This window comes from Polymorphospora sp. NPDC050346, assembly GCF_040655695.1.
In the GTDB taxonomy this organism is placed as follows: Bacteria; Actinomycetota; Actinomycetes; order Mycobacteriales; family Micromonosporaceae; genus Polymorphospora; species Polymorphospora lycopeni.
Map to the genome: position 1 here is coordinate 41,538 of NZ_JBFAKM010000020.1, position 15,671 is coordinate 57,208.

13 protein-coding genes are annotated in these 15,671 nt (G+C 76.1%); 9 read left to right on the forward strand and 4 right to left on the reverse strand.

What is annotated here, in order from left to right:
* Positions 1–81: 81 nt before the first annotated feature.
* Together AB0I42_RS20945 and AB0I42_RS20950 are read right to left on the reverse strand one after the other, a co-directional pair.
* The gene (locus tag AB0I42_RS20945; protein WP_357539217.1) at positions 82–774 is read right to left on the reverse strand and encodes a response regulator transcription factor; all 693 of its coding nucleotides are present in this window, start codon (positions 772–774) and stop codon (positions 82–84) included.
* Positions 771–1,949: a histidine kinase gene (locus AB0I42_RS20950; RefSeq protein ID WP_357539218.1), complete on the reverse strand. Its 1,179-nt coding sequence runs from the start codon at positions 1,947–1,949 to the stop codon at positions 771–773. Before AB0I42_RS20950 ends, AB0I42_RS20945 begins: the two co-directional genes overlap by 4 nt.
* Before the next feature lie 130 nt (positions 1,950–2,079).
* Here AB0I42_RS20950 and AB0I42_RS20955 point away from each other — a divergent pair, with 130 nt between their 5' ends.
* Positions 2,080–2,784, forward strand: a complete 705-nt coding sequence (locus AB0I42_RS20955; RefSeq protein ID WP_357539219.1) for a methyltransferase domain-containing protein — start codon at positions 2,080–2,082, stop codon at positions 2,782–2,784.
* A gap of 39 nt (positions 2,785–2,823) precedes the next feature.
* Here AB0I42_RS20955 and AB0I42_RS20960 read toward each other — a convergent pair whose 3' ends face one another.
* Positions 2,824–3,000: a hypothetical protein gene (locus AB0I42_RS20960; protein ID WP_357539220.1), complete on the reverse strand. Its 177-nt coding sequence runs from the start codon at positions 2,998–3,000 to the stop codon at positions 2,824–2,826.
* A gap of 172 nt (positions 3,001–3,172) precedes the next feature.
* Here AB0I42_RS20960 and AB0I42_RS20965 point away from each other — a divergent pair, with 172 nt between their 5' ends.
* The 3 genes from AB0I42_RS20965 to AB0I42_RS20975 all read left to right on the forward strand — a co-directional run bounded on the left by AB0I42_RS20965 (position 3,173) and on the right by AB0I42_RS20975 (position 6,531).
* Positions 3,173–4,234: a hypothetical protein gene (locus AB0I42_RS20965; protein ID WP_357539221.1), complete on the forward strand. Its 1,062-nt coding sequence runs from the start codon at positions 3,173–3,175 to the stop codon at positions 4,232–4,234.
* 163 nt (positions 4,235–4,397) lie between these two features.
* Positions 4,398–6,263 carry a non-ribosomal peptide synthetase gene (locus AB0I42_RS20970; RefSeq protein WP_357539222.1) on the forward strand — a complete coding sequence of 622 codons (1,866 nt, stop codon included), beginning with the start codon at positions 4,398–4,400 and terminating at the stop codon, positions 6,261–6,263.
* Positions 6,256–6,531 carry an acyl carrier protein gene (locus AB0I42_RS20975; RefSeq protein ID WP_357539223.1) on the forward strand — a complete coding sequence of 92 codons (276 nt, stop codon included), beginning with the start codon at positions 6,256–6,258 and terminating at the stop codon, positions 6,529–6,531. Before AB0I42_RS20970 ends, AB0I42_RS20975 begins: the two co-directional genes overlap by 8 nt.
* A 5-nt stretch (positions 6,532–6,536) precedes the next feature.
* On the opposite strand, the gene AB0I42_RS20980 is transcribed toward AB0I42_RS20975, so the two are convergent.
* Positions 6,537–8,243, reverse strand: coding sequence for a condensation domain-containing protein (locus AB0I42_RS20980; RefSeq protein ID WP_357539224.1), 1,707 nt, complete (start codon positions 8,241–8,243; stop codon positions 6,537–6,539).
* A gap of 149 nt (positions 8,244–8,392) precedes the next feature.
* Here AB0I42_RS20980 and AB0I42_RS20985 point away from each other — a divergent pair, with 149 nt between their 5' ends.
* The 5 genes from AB0I42_RS20985 (at position 8,393) to AB0I42_RS21005 (ending at position 15,656) form a co-directional block, all read left to right on the forward strand.
* Complete coding sequence (locus AB0I42_RS20985; RefSeq protein WP_357539308.1) at positions 8,393–9,520, forward strand: aromatic ring-hydroxylating dioxygenase subunit alpha; 1,128 nt, start codon at positions 8,393–8,395, stop codon at positions 9,518–9,520.
* On the forward strand, positions 9,517–10,920 hold the full coding sequence (locus AB0I42_RS20990; RefSeq protein WP_357539225.1) for an FAD-dependent oxidoreductase: 1,404 nt from the start codon (positions 9,517–9,519) through the stop codon (positions 10,918–10,920). Before AB0I42_RS20985 ends, AB0I42_RS20990 begins: the two co-directional genes overlap by 4 nt.
* A complete protein-coding gene (locus AB0I42_RS20995; protein ID WP_357539226.1) occupies positions 10,917–11,804 on the forward strand; it encodes an LLM class flavin-dependent oxidoreductase in 888 nt (295 codons plus the stop codon). Before AB0I42_RS20990 ends, AB0I42_RS20995 begins: the two co-directional genes overlap by 4 nt.
* A 64-nt stretch (positions 11,805–11,868) precedes the next feature.
* Positions 11,869–13,803: an ABC transporter ATP-binding protein gene (locus AB0I42_RS21000; protein ID WP_357539227.1), complete on the forward strand. Its 1,935-nt coding sequence runs from the start codon at positions 11,869–11,871 to the stop codon at positions 13,801–13,803.
* Positions 13,800–15,656, forward strand: a complete 1,857-nt coding sequence (locus AB0I42_RS21005; protein ID WP_357539228.1) for an ABC transporter ATP-binding protein — start codon at positions 13,800–13,802, stop codon at positions 15,654–15,656. Before AB0I42_RS21000 ends, AB0I42_RS21005 begins: the two co-directional genes overlap by 4 nt.
* The last annotated feature ends 15 nt before the right edge of the window (positions 15,657–15,671 follow it).

The following is a 15,671-nucleotide window of genomic DNA, read 5'->3' on the forward strand; positions in this document are numbered from 1 at the left end:
CGGTCGTACGGACGACCGGCGACGGCACGTCCACGCCGGACCACGCGCCAGACGGACAACGGGTGAACGGGAGCCGGACCCCTACGGTGCGCCCGCTTCCGGCACCGGGTTGAACTCGTCGTCGACCAGGCCGAGCCGGTGCGCCAGCACCGCCGCCTGCACCCGGTTACGTAACTCCAGCTTCTCCATCACGGCGGACACGTGCGTCTTGACGGTGGTGACCCCCAGGTGCAGCCGCACACCGATCTCCGCGTTCGACAGCCCCGCGCCGACCAGGGCCAGCACCTCCCGCTCCCGGGCGCTGAGCGACCGCAGCGCCGCCCACGACCGGTCGGGCCCCCGTTCCCGGTCGTGGGCGGCGAGCGCCCGGCGCAGGACGCGGGCCAGCACCGGCGGCGCCAGCAACGTCTCGCCCCGCGCCGCCCGGCGCACCGCGTCCACCAGTTCCTCCGGGGCGCCGTCCTTCACCAGGTAGCCGATCGCGCCCACGCCGATCGCCCCGTAGATGTTGACGTCGTCGGCGAAGGTGGTCAGCACCAGCACCCGGGCGGACGGCTGCCGGTCCAGGATGCGTCGGGTCGCCTCGATGCCGTCCGTCCGGGGCATCCGGAGGTCCATGAGGATCACGTCGGGCCGCAGCCGCTCGGCGAGGCGTACGGCCTCGTGGCCGTCGCCGGCCTCGCCCACCACCTCGAAGCCGCCGGCCGTCTGCAACAACAGGCCGACCCCGGCCCGGACGAGTCTCTGGTCGTCGACCACCAGCACCCTGATCACGCGTTCTCCCTGATCGGCAGCCGGGCCGACACCCGCCAGCCACCGCGGTCCGCGGCCGCCGCGGTGAGCGTGCCGCCGAGCAGGCCGACCCGCTCCCGCATCCCGGCCAACCCGTACCCGGACGCGGGCAGCACGGGACGCTCGCGCACCGCCCCGCTGTCCACCACCTCCAGCAGCAGCGTGCCGTCGGCCACCCGGATGTCGACCGTGGCGGTGGCTCCGGGCCCGGCGTGCTTGAGGGTGTTGGTCAGCGCCTCCTGCACCACGCGGGCGGCCGTCGTCCCCACCGACAGCGGCACCCGGGACAGCGTCTCGGGGACGCTCACCCGGACCGTGACACCGGCCTCGCCCACCCGCCGGGCGGCGTCCCCGATCATCTGTTCCAGCTCCACCTGCGGGCCGTCCCGCTCGACCGTCTCCGGGTCCCGCAGCACCTCCAGCAGTTCCCGCAGTTCGTCCAGCACCTGGCCGGCCGTTTCGCGCAGCTCACCGAGGGCGGCCACCGCCGGCTCGGTCCGGCCGGTGTGCTGCACGGCGTACCGCGCCGCGCCGGCCCGCAGGGCGATCGCCGCGATGTGGTGGGCCACGATGTCGTGCAGGTCCCGGGCGATGGCCGCCCGTTCGGCGAGACGGGCGGCCCGGGTCTCCGCGGCGCGGCGTTCCCTCATCTCCCGGGCCCGCTCCTCGGCCGCCGCCGCGGCGAGGCGTACCCCACGCAGGTAGCGGCCGAACGCCACCGGCGCCGCGGCGACGCCGGCCAGCATGATCAGGCTGAGCACCCCGGTGACGCTGAACCGCACCGCCGCGTCGCCCTGGAACAGGACGTTGGCCAGCGCCACGCCGAGGAACAGCGCGTACGCCGCCGCCGTCGACGCACGGCCGGACCGGTACGCGACGTACCCCAGCGCGACCGCGGCGGCGAGCAACGAGGTGCCGCCGCCGGCCGGGGTCGCCGCCACGGCGACGAGCAGCAGTGCCGACTCCACGACCAGCACCGGCCAGGGCCGCCGCCGTACGGCGATCAGGGCGAGCCCGGTGAGGACCGCGACGACGATCCCCGCCCAGTCCCCACGTGCCGCCCCGGGCTGGACGATCCAGGTGCCGGCCAGCCCCAGCCCGGCCGTGACCAGCCCGAGCAGGACGTCCGGCCACCAGCGGCGTCGCGCCTCCGTCACCGGCCCACCATACGGCGGCCGGTACCCGCCACCGGCCCTCCCACCGGCCACCTCGCCTCCTCCGGGTGGCCGGGACACCGACCACCGGCACGACGGTGGCGCCCCGGCCGCGCGCCTAGCGTCGACCGCTGTGACCAGCGACGCCCCGACCTTCCTCGCCCAGTTCGTCCGGCACCCGTTCACCACCGGCGCGGTGCTGCCCAGCGGGTCCGGGCTCGCCGCGGACATCACGGCGGCGGTGCCCCGTACGGGACATCCGCTCGTCGTCGAACTCGGCCCGGGGACCGGGGTGTTCACCCGGGCGATCCAGCGGCGGCTGGCCGGCCGGGGACGCCACGTGGCGGTCGAGGTCAATCCGGCCTTCGCGGCCGGACTGGCCCGCCGGCACCCGGCGGTCGAGGTGGTACGCGCCGACGCCGCCACGCTCGGCCGGGTGCTGCTGGACCACCGGCTGCCGGCCGTCGACGTGGTGGTCAGCGGACTCCCCTGGGCCGCGTTTGCCGCCGGACGCCAGCGGGCGATCCTCGACGCCGTGGTGGGAGCGCTCGACGCCGGCGGTGTCTTCACCACCTTCGCGTACCGGCACGCGCTGCCGGCCCGGCCCGCGCGCCGCTTCCGCCGGCTGCTCGACGGGGCGTTCGAGGAGGTGACCGTGGGCCGGACCGTCTGGGGCAACCTGCCGCCGGCCCTGGTCTACCACTGCCGCCGGCCGACCGGCGCCGGGAATCCTCCACCCGCCCCGGCGGAAACGCCGGCGTGCGCAGGCACCGGGCGCGCACCGGCTGCGACCGGTCGCGGGGCCGGGACCAGGAGCGACCCGCCCGTACGCCGTTGACACGTACCCGTCGAGCGGCCGGGCGGGCCGGTGGGCGGGTCAGGCGTGGCGGCGGGAGCGGGCGACCAGGTATCCGATCGCCACCCCGACCGCCAGGACGGCCACCGTCCGCGAGGGGAACCCGGACCGGAGCCGGTCGAGACCCGCGCGCGGGTCGACCACCGTCGCGGCGGCGTCCGCGACGGCGTCGACCACCGTGTCCCCGAGCTTGCTCACGTTCACCACGCCCACCGTCCCTCCACGTCCTCGGTTGCCGCGAGCCCCGTACCCGCCGGCACGCCGGTGAAACGGCCGGGCCGGCGGGTCCGGTACGGTCGCGCCGTCGTCACCATGGCCGTCATCGTCGCCCGGGTCCGGGTGCCCGGCCACGGTGCAGCGAGGAGATCCGATGCGGCAACCGCCCGGGCCGCCCGCCGACGGCGACCGCGCCACCGCACCGGGGTTCGGGCACGGTGACTGCCACGACACCGCACTCGGCACCCTGCTGGGCCTGGCCGGCGTCACCCACCCCGAGGACCTGATCCTCGGCGAGCTGGCGTTCGGTGTCACCGTCGACCGGGGCGTCGCCGACGGGCTGTCCCTGTCGTACCGCAGCGGGCCCGCCCTGCCCCCGGCCACCGGCCCGGCCGGCACCGGAATCACGCTGACCCGGCGGCGGGCCACGGACCTGCCGGACCTGTGCCGGCACCTGCGCGACCGGACCCGCGACGGGCGGGCGGTCGCGGTGACCGTCGACCAGTACGACTACGAACCCGCCCCGTTCCACCGCGTCGCACACGTCCCACACGACCTGGTGGTCACCGCCGCCACCGGCAGCGGGCTCGACGTGCTGGACAGTTTCCCCGCGTCCCGGTTCGCCGGCACCGTCGAGCCGTCCCGGTTCGCCCGGTGGGCCGACTCGCCACATCTCGGCGCGGCCCGGTACGCGACCGTGGAACTGGCGGTGCGACCCGGCGCGGCCGAGGACGCGGCCGGCTGGCTGGCCCGCAACTGGCGGGACCGGATCCGGCGCAACATCGCGGCGATGCTCGACCCGTCCGACCGGCACGGGGTCGCCGCGATCGGCCTGGTCGCCGACCGGCTGGCGGACTGGCTGGCCGGCCCGGACTTCCAGCCCGACGCCGGCCGCCGCCGGGAGCTGGCGGTGAGCAGCTTCACCGACCTCGGCGCGATGCGTCGCGGGCACGCGCTCTGGCTGTCCCGGGTCGCCGGGCTCGACCGTCCGGCGCTGGGCGAGTGCGCCGACCGGGTCCGCGCGGTGTCGCGGCAGTGGGACGTCGCCGCCTCGCTGTGGCTCGCCGGTGCCCGGTCGGGTCAGGTGGTCGATCCGGCCGCCGCCGACCTGGTCGCCAGGGGCCTGCACCAGGTGCCGAAGCTGTTGCGGCTGATCGCCGCCGCCGAGCGGCGGATGGTCGAGCAGATCGACGCCGCTGTCCACACCGGAGGATGACCGGACGCCATTGACCGGCCGGCCGGCGACCGGCTACTTTCTCGCTGGTCGAAACGCTTCGACTCTCCATCCGGGCGGGCAGCGCGCGAAGAGGCGCGCCCGCGTGTCCCGGCCCGCACGGCCACACCCCGCCCCGTCGCCCCGGCGGCCGGGAAGGAGTCCGATGCCCACGAACCAGGCGCCGGTCCACGAGGAGGCGCCGTCGGCCGGCCCGGCCGCGGCGGTCGTCATCGACCTGCTGGAAGAGGTGGTGGCCCGGACCCCGGACGCCGTCGCGCTGGTCGAGAACGGGACGGTCATCGACTACCGCACCCTGTGGCGCGACGTCACGGCGACGGCATCGGCGCTGGTCGGCGACGGCGTCGCGGCCGGCGAACCGGTCGGAGTGGCCGTACAACGCTCGGCCACCGGGATCGGCGCACTGCTCGCGGTGCTGCGGGCCGGTGGCGCGTACGTGCCGCTGGATCCCGCCGACCCGCCGGACCGGCTGCGCGACATCGTGCGGACCTGCGGCCTGCGGCGGATCGTGCCCGCCGCGCCACTCCCCCCGGCCGTCACCGCCGGCCTGCCGCTACGGATCATCGAGCCCGTGCCGGCCCCCGGACCGGGCACCGCCGCGGCGCCCCTCCGGCCGGCGACCGGCGGGCTGGCGTACATCATCCACACCTCCGGGTCCACCGGCCCCGCCAAGGGCGTCCTGGTCGGGCACCGGGCCCTGGCGACGGCCGCCACCGCCCTGCTCGAGTCCTGGCGGATCGGGCCCGGCGACCGGTTCCTCAGCTTCGCGGCACCGACCTGGGACACCAGCGGCGAGGAGACCTACCCGACGCTGCTCGGCGGGGCGACCCTCGTCATCGACCGGCAGGCCACCGACGGCACCGTGACCGGGCTGCTCGCGGCGGTCGAACGCAACGGCGTCACCGTCGTCGACCTGCCCACCTCGTTCTGGTACGAGGTGGTGGACTTCCTCCGGACGACCCGCCGGCCACTGCCGCCGTCACTGCGTCTGGTCGTCATCGGCGGCGAGGAGGTGGCCGCCGGACCGGTCCGCGCCTGGTGCGAACTGGTGCCCGACCGGGTCCGGCTGGTCAACACGTACGGCCAGACCGAAACCGTCCTGGTCACCCACCAGGCCGAACTCGGCGGCGCCGCCGGCCGCCGGCTGCCCGACGACGTGCCGGTGCCGATCGGCCGGCCCCTGCCGCACGTACGTCAGGTGCTCGTCCCGACGGCACCCGGCTCCCCGGTCGCCGAACTGTACGTCGGCGGGCCGGGGCTCAGCCTCGGATACCGGGCCCGGCCGGGGGCCACCGCACAGCGGTTCGGCCCCGTACCCGGCGCCGGCGGTGACCGGCTGTTCCGCACCGGTGACCTGGTGACGGCCGGCGCCGACGGCCAGCTCGCCTACGTCGGCCGGGTCGACCGGCAGCTCAAGATACGCGGCCACCGGGTGGAGCCGGAGGCGGTGGAACGGGCCCTGCTCGGCCATCCGGGGCTGGTCGCCGTCGCGGCGTACGGGATCGACGCGGCCACCGGCGGCCGGCGACTCGCGGCCGCCGTCGTGCCCCGGTCGGGAACTGCCGTGACCGGGCCGGAGCTGGCCGCCTGGCTGCACGACCGGCTGCCCGCCCACCTGGTGCCGACCCGCTGGTCGGTGCGTACCGCGCTGCCGATGCTGCCGAACGGCAAGGTCGACCACGCGGCGCTCGCTCCCGACGACGCTGGTGACGGCGGCGGGCCGGCGGTGGTCGGCGACCCCGTCGTCGCCGACGTCACGGCGATCTTCAGCCGGGTCCTCGACCGCTCCCACGGCCCGGACGACGACTTCTTCGACGCCGGCGGCGACTCGATCCTCGCCGCCCGGCTCATCTCCCGTCTCTACCGCCGTTTCGACGTCGAACTCACCTTCGTCGACCTGTTCGAGTGGCGTACGCCGCGCGGCCTGGCCGACCTGCTGCGGCCCGCCGACTCGGCGGCCGCCGGCCACACCGGTCCCGCCGACGGCTGGACGGAGCCCCGTCATGGGTGAGCCGGCACCGGACCGCCACCTGGTGGAACTCCTCGCCATCTGCGCCGATGTCCTCGGCCACGACGTCGCCGCCGGGGAGAACTTCTTCGACCTCGGCGGCGACTCGGCGCAGGCCACCGACCTGTTCCTGCGGCTGGAGGCCCGGCTCGGCGTCGAACTCGACGTCACCGTGTTCTTCGAGGCCGCCGACTTCCGCGACCTGGCGTCCCGGCTGGCCGGATCCACCGCGCCGGCGCTGGACGGGTCCGGGCCCGGTACGCCGGCATGACCGGGTCAGCCGACCCGACGCAGCCGCCCCGCGAGCCGGGTCAGTGGTTGCGGCGTGGCGAAGTCGTCCGGTACCAGGCCGGACCAGCCGTCGGCGGCGAGCCGGTCGAGGACCGCCGGCACCAGCAGCAGCCGGCCACCGACTGCGAGATAGCAGTGCCGCGGGTCGGCGTCGTCGAGCCCGTTGAACCGGGCCACCGCGTCGCGCAGCGCCGCCAGCGCCGGCCGGCCCGGGTCGCCGTCGACCCGGGCGTCCGCCGGCTCCTCCCCGGGGCGCAGGTCGGCCCGCACCGGATCGCCGATGTCCGCGCCGAGCCGGGCCGCGACCTGGTCCAGGGTCAGGTCCGGGCCGTCGAGATGGGTCCGCAGGATCCGTTCCGGGCCGGCCAGCAGGGCCCGCATCTGCGCCGGGTCGAAGACCATGCCGTTGAAGCTGGCCAGGACCCACATCGCGCCCGAATCGACGGTGGTCATCAGGTAGGAGTCGAAGCCCTCCCGGTCGATCCTCGTCTCGTTGCGACCCATCCCCAGCTCCAGCTCGCCGGCCGTGGCCAGCAGGCCGGTCAGCTCCCGGTCGTCGCGCCGCTGGAGCTCGGTCAGCTCGGGGCCGTGGTCGAAGTTGACCGTCGTCCCGGACGCGAACGCGACACCGCGCCGCCGCTCCTCCGCGGCCAGGATCTCGCGCAGCGTCAACTGTCCCAGCCGGTACCGGCTCTGCACCCGCAGCATCCGCAGGCGCAGCCGCTCGATCAGCGTGCCCACCGTCGGCCGGTCGGAGACGTCGACCGTGGTCGGCAGGATGCAGTGGTAGCAGCCGACCACCTCGCGCTCCCGGCCGGTCCGCCCGCCGAAGTGGTCGCGTACGACGGTCGCCGGGGCACCGGACATGATCGCCAGCAGGGCGTGCACCAGCGCCGAGTAGACCACCGCCGGGCTGGTGCGGTGCCGGCGGGCGGCGAGGACCAGGGCCGCGGGCAGGGCGGCGGAGCGATAGCTGGCGCCGTACCGCTGCAACACGTCGGGGCGCAGCGGCACGAACAGGCGGGCCGGGATCCGGCGTACCTCGTCGCGCCAGAACCGTTCCGCGGCCTCGCGGCCGGGCGCCAGCTCGCCGGACCGCTCGTCCAGTGCCGAGTCGGCGGGCTGGTGGCCGCCGGGGCGTACGTCGCCGGCCGGCGGCGGGTCGGTGTCCGCACCGGTGGTGCCGGTGTCCGGCCGTTCCTGGCCGGCCGGGTCGGCGGGCATCTCGCGGCACGCCGCCGCCAGCCCGGTGAGCACGAGCCGTTCGCTGTGCCCGTCGAAGACGGCGTGGCTGACCACGATCAGCAGTTCCACGGCGCGATTGCCGGAGCGGACCACGCCGAACCGGACCAGTTCGGTGTCGGCGGCGGTGAACGGCGGCTCGGCCAACGCCCGGCGGAACGCGTCCCGGGCGGCGTCGGAGTCGTCGTCGCAGAACCGGACCGCCGGCTCGGCGGCGGCGTGCACGACCTGGACCGGCGAGCCGGCGTCGTCGAGCCGGAACGTGGTGCGCAACGCCTCGTGCGCGGCGACCAGGTCACGCAGCACCGTCACCGCGTGTCGGTGCGGGATCGGCGGATCGGGCCGGTAGGAGACGGTGATGGCGTTGCAGCTTCCGGTGTGCAGCTTCCACCACTCGAACTGCTGGGCGCCGCCGAGCGGTGCCCGCCGAACCTCCACGCCTCCGGCCACCGGACGATGATGCCACGGCCGGCGACGGGGAGCCGACGGTGAAGGCCGGCACGGCCGCGGACGGTCCCGACAGGACGGTGCCGGCGGGGTCCACATTGGGCGGGCCTGCGGGGCTGCCGCTGCTGCCACCGGAGGAGCTGGCGGCGACGCTGCGCCCGGCCGGCCGGGCGCGCGGGCTGCCCGCCGCCGCCTACACCAGCGAGCGGGTGTTCGCCTTCGAGCGCGACCGGTTCTGGCGCGGCGGCTGGACCTGCCTCGGCCGGACCGACCGGCTCGCCGAGCCCGGCGACCAGGCCGGCCTCGACGTCGCCGGCGCCGGCGTGCTCGTCGTACGCGACGCCACCGGACGGCTGCGCACCTTCCGCAACACCTGCCGGCACCGGGGCCACGAACTCGTCGCCCGCGACTGCGTGGTCCGCCGCCCGACCGTCTGGTGCGCCTACCACGCCTGGGTCTACCGGCTCGACGGCACTCTGCGCAACGCACCCCGGTACGACCCGCCGCCGGACGCCGACCTCGACCTGCTGCCGGTCCGGTCGGCACAGTGGCGGGGCTGGCTGTTCGCCGACCTGTCCGGCGACGCGCCACCGCTGCCCGACGTGGTCGGCGATCTCGACAGCGCGCTCGCCCCCTACCGGCCGGAGGAGCTGCGGGTCGTCGCCAGCCGGAGCTACGACGTCGCCGCGAACTGGAAACTGGTCGTGGAGAACTACCTGGAGTGCTACCACTGCCCGAGCACCCACCCGCAGCTCAGCCGGGTGCAGCGCACCGAGGGCGGGGAGAGCTTCACCCCGACCGGTGGCTGGCTCGGCGGGCACCTCGACCTGCGCAACTCGGCCAACGCCATGTCGCTGGACGGGGCCGGCCCCGGCTGGACCTTCCCGGGACTCGACGAGGACGCCGCCCGCCAGGTCCGCTACCACCTGCTGCCGCCCGACCTGTTCGTCACGGCGACCCCGGACCACCTGGTCACCCACCGGCTGGTCCCGGTGGCGACGGACCGGACCCGGGTCGAATGCGAATGGCTCCTCCCGGCCGAACTGGTCGCCGCCGGCACCGACCCCGGCTACGCCGTCGACTTCTGGCACACCACGAACCGGCAGGACTGGGCCGCCTGCGAATCGGTGCAGCGCGGGATCTCCGGCGGCGGCTACCGGCCCGGGCCGCTGGCCGCGCACGAGGATCTGCTGCACACCTTCCTCGTCCGGGTCGCCACCGCGTACCGGACCGGCGGGCCGCTGTCACCGGCCGGCCCCACCGGGGAGCCGGCGCCGTGACCGGCGGCCTTCCGGCCGGCACCGGCCCGGCGGAGCCCACGGTGGACGTGGTGGTCGTCGGTGCCGGCCTCGCCGGACTGGCCGCCGCCACCGAACTCGAAGCCGCCGGACGGCGGGTCCAGGTCGTCGAGGCACTGTCGCGGGTCGGCGGGCGGACCGCCAGCCACCACCGGTACGGGCAGGCACTCGACGCCGGCGGCGCCTACGTCGGCGCCCGCCACACCCGGGTACGGGAGCTGGCCCGCCGGTTCGGGCTGCCCCTGATCCCGACCGCCGCCCCCGGGGCGAACCTCTACGACCTGCGCGGTGAACCGGTCCGTGCCGACGCCGGCCGCCCGGCGTTCAACGCACTCGCCGTCGGCGACGCGCTCGACCGGCTCGACGACCTCGCCGCCGACGTACCGCCCACCGATCCCCGGACCGCCGCGGACGCCGCCGAACTCGACCGGCTGACCGTCGCCGGATGGGCCGCCCGCGAACTCGCCCACCCCGACGCCCGGCTCCTGGTCGACCTGCTGGTCCGGCAGATGCTCGCCGCCGACCCGGCCGACGTCAGCCTGCTGCACCTGCTGTTCTACCTGTCCTCCGGCGGCGGACTGCACTACCTGACCGCGTTCTCCGGCGGCGCCCAACAGGACCGGATCGCCGGCGGCGCCCACCTGCTCGCCGACCGGATGGCGGCGGCGCTGACCCGACCGGTCCGGCTCGGCACCCCGGTCACCGACCTGCGCCCCGGCGACGATTCCCACCCGGTCCGGGTCGTCGGCCCCGGCCTCGCCGTCCGCTGCGCGTCGGTGATCGTCGCGGTGCCGCCCGGCCCGGCGGCCCGGATCCGGTCGCTTCCGCCCGGTGTCCGGCAGCCACCGGCCCCGGCCCGGACCATGGGCGCCACGGTCAAGCTGCACCTGGTCTACGACCGTCCGTTCTGGACCGATGCCGGCCTGTCCGGCTGGGTGACCGCCGGCACCGGCCCGCTGCGGTACATCGTGGACGACTCGGCCGGCCGCGCCGGGCTCGGAGTACTCGTCGGCTTCGTCACCGGCCCGGACGCCCACCGGTACGCCGCCCAGGCCCCGGTCGTCCGCCGGGCGGCGGTGCTCGACCGGCTCGCCGGCTGGTTCGGTCCCGCGGCCCGGCGGCCACTGGCCCTGCTCGAACGGGACTGGCAGGCCGAGCCGACGGTCGAGGGCTGCTACGCGGCCGTACCCGAGCCGGGCTGGTGGACGACGGCCGGCCGGCCACCGTGGTCGGCGACCGCGCCGGACGGGCCGGTGCTCTGGGCCGGCACCGAGCGCAGCCCCGAGTTCTACGGCCACCTGGAGGGCGCGGTCCGGTCCGGGCAGCGGGCGGCCCGGCAGATCGTCGCCGCCGACGCGGCCACCGGCCGGGTGGCCCGGTGACCCCGGACGTCCCGCCGCCGGTGGCCGACGGGCTACGGTTCGGTCTGCTGCTGCCGAACGCCGGCTACTACGCGGACCCGGGCCGGCTGCTCCAGCTCGCCCGGGCCGCCGAAGAGTCCGGGTGGGACGGCGTGTTCCTCTGGGACCACCTGCTGCTCGACCGGGCCACCCGGCTGCCGCTGGCCGACTCCTGGACGGCCGTCACCGCGATCCTGGCCGCCACCCGGCGGATCCGCGGCGGCCCCCTGGTCGTCCCGCTCGCCCAGCGGCAGCCGTGGAAGGTCGCCCGGGAGACGGTCACCCTCGACCACCTCTCCGGTGGCCGGCTCGTCCTCGGTGTCGGCCTCGGCGCCAGCGCCGACACGGACTTCGCCGCCTTCGGCCTCGACCCGGCCCCGGCCGTACGGGCCCGACGGGTCGACGAGTCACTGGCGCTGCTGGACCGGTTGTGGAGCGGGCAGGAGATCAGCCACCACGGCGACCGGTTCCGGCTGGACCGGGTCACGTTCCTGCCCCGACCCGTGCAGCGGCCCCGGATCCCGGTCTGGGTCGCCGCGACCTGGCCGGCCCACGGCCCGGGTCCGCTGGCGCGGGCGGCCCGCCGGGACGGCGTCGTCCCGATGGTCCGCGAGCCCGGCGGCGGGCTGCGTGGACCGGACCGGGCCGAACTCGCCGCCATCCTGGCCGCGGTGCCCGACCACCCGCCCGGATGGACGGTGGCGGTGCCCGGCCGGCTGCCGCCCGCCGACCGGCCCCGCGCCCGGGCCCTGGCCGCCGGCTACCGGGACGCCGGCGCCACCTGGTGGCTGGAGTCCTTCGACCCGTGGCGCCGCGATCCCCGGCAGGCCTGGTCGTGGGCCGGCCAGGAACCGCCCCGACCATGACCCCGACACCCCGCCGTCGCGGGCAGCCCCCGGCCCCGGCCGGCGAAGGACGAGGAGGCACCCGGTGACGATCCTGACCGACGCCCGGCTCCTGGCCGGCGCCCTGCGCGTCGCCCGGGCGCCGCTGACCGCCGTACTGGTGCTGCTCCTCGTCCTCGGCGCGCTGTTGCCGCCGGCGAGCGCGGTCGCGATGGCCCACCTCGTCGGCCGCATCCAGGCCGCCGTACCCACCGGCGCGACGCTGTCGGTGCTGGCGCTGCCGCTGCTCGCGTTCGTCCTGGTGCTGCTGCTCGGCCACCTCGTGGACACCGCGGTGGCGCCGCTGGCGTTCCTGGCCACGGCCCGCGTCGACGGCGCCCACCGGACCCGGGTCGCCGGCCTCGCCGCCGCCGGCGAAACCATTGCCCCGCTCGAGGATCCGCAGGTCCAGGCGCTGATCCGGGCGGCCCGCGCCGATCCGGAGAACTGGACCGAACACACCCCCGGCGCGGGCGCGGTCGCCGGCCTGCGGCTGGCCGGCAACCTCGTCGGCGTCGCCGGTGGCTGCCTGGTCCTGGCCCGCTACGCCGGCTGGCTGGTGCCGCTGCTGTTGCTTCCCGCCGTGGTGAACGGGTTCATCCGGCAGCGGGACGCGGCCCGGGCGGTCGCGGTCTGGCGGGGCGGGGCCCTCGCCGGGGCCCGCCAGCAGCGGTGGCAGGACGCGGCGACGTCGCCGGCCGAGGGCAAGGACATCCGGATCTACGGCCTCGGCGACTGGCTGACCCGGCGGATCCGGCGGCACGCCCTGGCCGGCGACGGTCCGGTCTGGGCGTCGCTGGCCCGGGCGATCCCGCGCGAGGCCGGCCAACTGGTGCTTGTCGGCGTACCCCTGGTGACCGGCTACGCGATCGTCGCCGCCGGCGCGGCCGGTGCTCCGGCGGGACCGGACCGGGTCGTCGCCGCCACCGCGGTACTGGCCGCCGGCGTGGCGATCTTCCAGGCGCTGGGCTGGAGCGAGGACCTGCGGGTGGCGGTCTCGGCGGCCGGATGCCTGCGCGCCACCGTGGACCTCGCCGAGCGGCTGCCCGCCCCGACCACGGCCCCGCTCCAGGCCGCGGTCCCGCTCCAGTCGGTGGGCGCGGATGCCGCCATCCCGGTACGCCCCGACGGGCCGGCGCTCGTGCGCTTCGAAGGGGTCTCGTTCGGCTACCCGAACGCCCGGCGGCCGGTGCTCGACCATCTGGACCTGGAGATCCGGCCCGGTGAACTGCTCGCCGTGGTCGGCCTGAACGGTGCCGGCAAGTCGACCCTGATCAAGCTCCTGGCCGGGCTGTACGAGCCCGACGAGGGCCGGATCACCGCCGACGGCGTCGACATCGCCACCATCGGCGCGACCGCCTGGCGGCGCCGGCTGGCCATCGTGTTCCAGGACTTCGTCCGCTACCACCTGCCGGCCCGCGACAACGTCGTACTCGGTCGCGGCGACCAGCCACCCGATCCGGCCGTGCTCGACGCCGCCGCCGGCGACGCCGGCCTCGCCCCGGTGCTGGCCCGGCTCCCCGCCGGCTGGGACACCCCGCTGGCCCGCAGCGCGACCGGCGGGGTCGACCTCTCCGGCGGCCAGTGGCAGCAGGTCGTGCTCGCCCGCGCCCGCTACGCCGTACGGATGGGAGCCGACCTGCTGGTCCTCGACGAGCCGACCGCGCACCTCGACGTCCGCACCGAGTTCGAGGTCTTCAACCGACTGGCCACGAACCGGGGCGGGGCGAGCGTGGTGCTGATCTCGCACCGCCTGTCCACGGTCCGCCAGGCCGACCGGATCGTGCTCCTCGACGGCGGCCGGATCACCGAGAGCGGCAGCCACGACGAACTGGTCGCCCGGCAGGGCCGGTACGCCGAACTGTTCGCGATCCAGGCCCGCCGGTTCGCCACCGAACCGTCGACCAAACCGTCGACCGGGCCGGCGACGACGGCCGGATCCGGCGCACCGACCGCCTCCACGAGCGGCGGCCACGGATGACCGGCCGGCCGGGGACGGACCGCACCGGGTCCATCCGCCGCTACCTGCTCCTGTGGGCCGAACTGCTGGTGGACTCCTGGCGCCGCGCCCCGGTGTTGACCGCCATGCAGTTCGTCATCCCCGCCGGGATGGCGGCCGCGGTCACCGGCGGCGCACTCGCCCTGCGGGCGGCCGTCGATGCCATGATCGCCGCGGATCCCTCCGCCGCCGTCGTCGCCGCCATCGGGGCGGGGCTGGCCGGCGCGGCGGGCATCGTGCTCGGCGCACTGGACTCGCACACCGCCGGGATCCTCATCGGCAAGGTCGCCGTCCTCGACCTCAACCCGCGCATCCACCGCGCCATCACCACCCTCGACGGCCTCGAACACCTGGAACGGACCGACTTCCAGGACCGGCTCACCCTGCTCCGCAACGCCGGCTGGGAGATCGTCCTGAGCCTGTGGTCCGCCAACGGCGTCCTGTTCGCCGTACTCGAACTCACCGTCATGCTGCTCCTGCTCGGCACGGTGAACCCGTGGCTGCTGTGGCTGCTGGCGTTCGCCGCCGTACCGCTGTGGTTCGACCAGCGCGGCAACAACGCCGTCATCCGGGCCGACCTCGCCACCGCCGAACCGATCCGTCGCCAGCGGCACCTGTTCGACCTGGCCACCGACCCCGCCAGCGGCAAGGAGATCCGCGTCGCGGGTACGGGCGACGAGATTGCCCGCCGCCAGGCCGGTGCCTGGGACGAGGCGATGCGCCTGCGGTTCCGGGCCCGGCTGGTCGCCGCCGGCTGGCGGACGACCGGCTGGCTGCTGTTCACCGCCGGCTTCGGCGCCGCCCTGGCCCTGGTCGTGCACCAGGCCGCCAACGGCACCGGTTCCGCCGGCGACCTCGTGCTCGCCGTCACCGTCGCCGCCGCGCTGCGGCAGTCGGTGTCGACCGGCGTCCGATACACCACCAACGTCGCCAGCGCCGGCCGCGTGATCGAACCGTACCTGTGGCTGCGTGACTACGTACGCGCCAACCGGGACCGGACCGGGGCGACGACGCCCGCACCGGCCCGACTGGCCCACGGGATCACCCTCGACCGGGTCGCCTACCGCTATCCGGGCGCGGCCGGCCCGGCCCTGGCCGAGGTCAGCGTGCACCTGCCGGCCGGGTCGGTGGTCGCCCTGGTCGGCGAGTACGGCTCCGGCAAGACCACCCTCGTCAAGCTCCTCGGCAAGCTCTACCGGCCGGACAGCGGACGGATCCTCGTCGACGGGATACCGCTCGACGAGTTGGAGACCGCGGCCTGGCGCACCCGGATCAGCGCCACGTTCCAGGACTTCGGCCGGTTCCCGACCCGGTTCGCCGAGAACGTCGGCGTCGGCGACCTGCCGCACCGCACCGACCGGGAACGGATCGCGGCGGCGGTACGGGAGGCCGACGCGACCGGTCTGGTCGACCGGCTGCCGGACGGTCTCGACACCGAACTCGGCGCCTCCTTCGGCGGCACCGACCTGTCCGAGGGGCAGTGGCAGAAGACCGCGCTGGCCCGGGCCGCGATGCGACCGCGACCGCTGCTGTTCCTGCTCGACGAACCGACCGCGTCCCTCGACGCCCCGAGCGAGCAGGAGATCTTCGACCGGCAGATGGAACGCTCCCGCCGCCGCGCCGCCGAGACCGGTGCCGTCACGGTCATCGTCTCGCACCGGTTCTCCACCGTCACCGGTGCGGACCTCATCCTCACCCTGCACCACGGCCGGCTCGTCGAGGCGGGCAGCCACCGGGAGCTGACGGCCATCCCCGACGGTCGGTACGCCACGCTCTACCGCATGCAGGCCGAGGCGTACAGCCGGCGGGGCCGGCCGGCGGGCACGGGCGACTGATTCACGGCGTCTTCC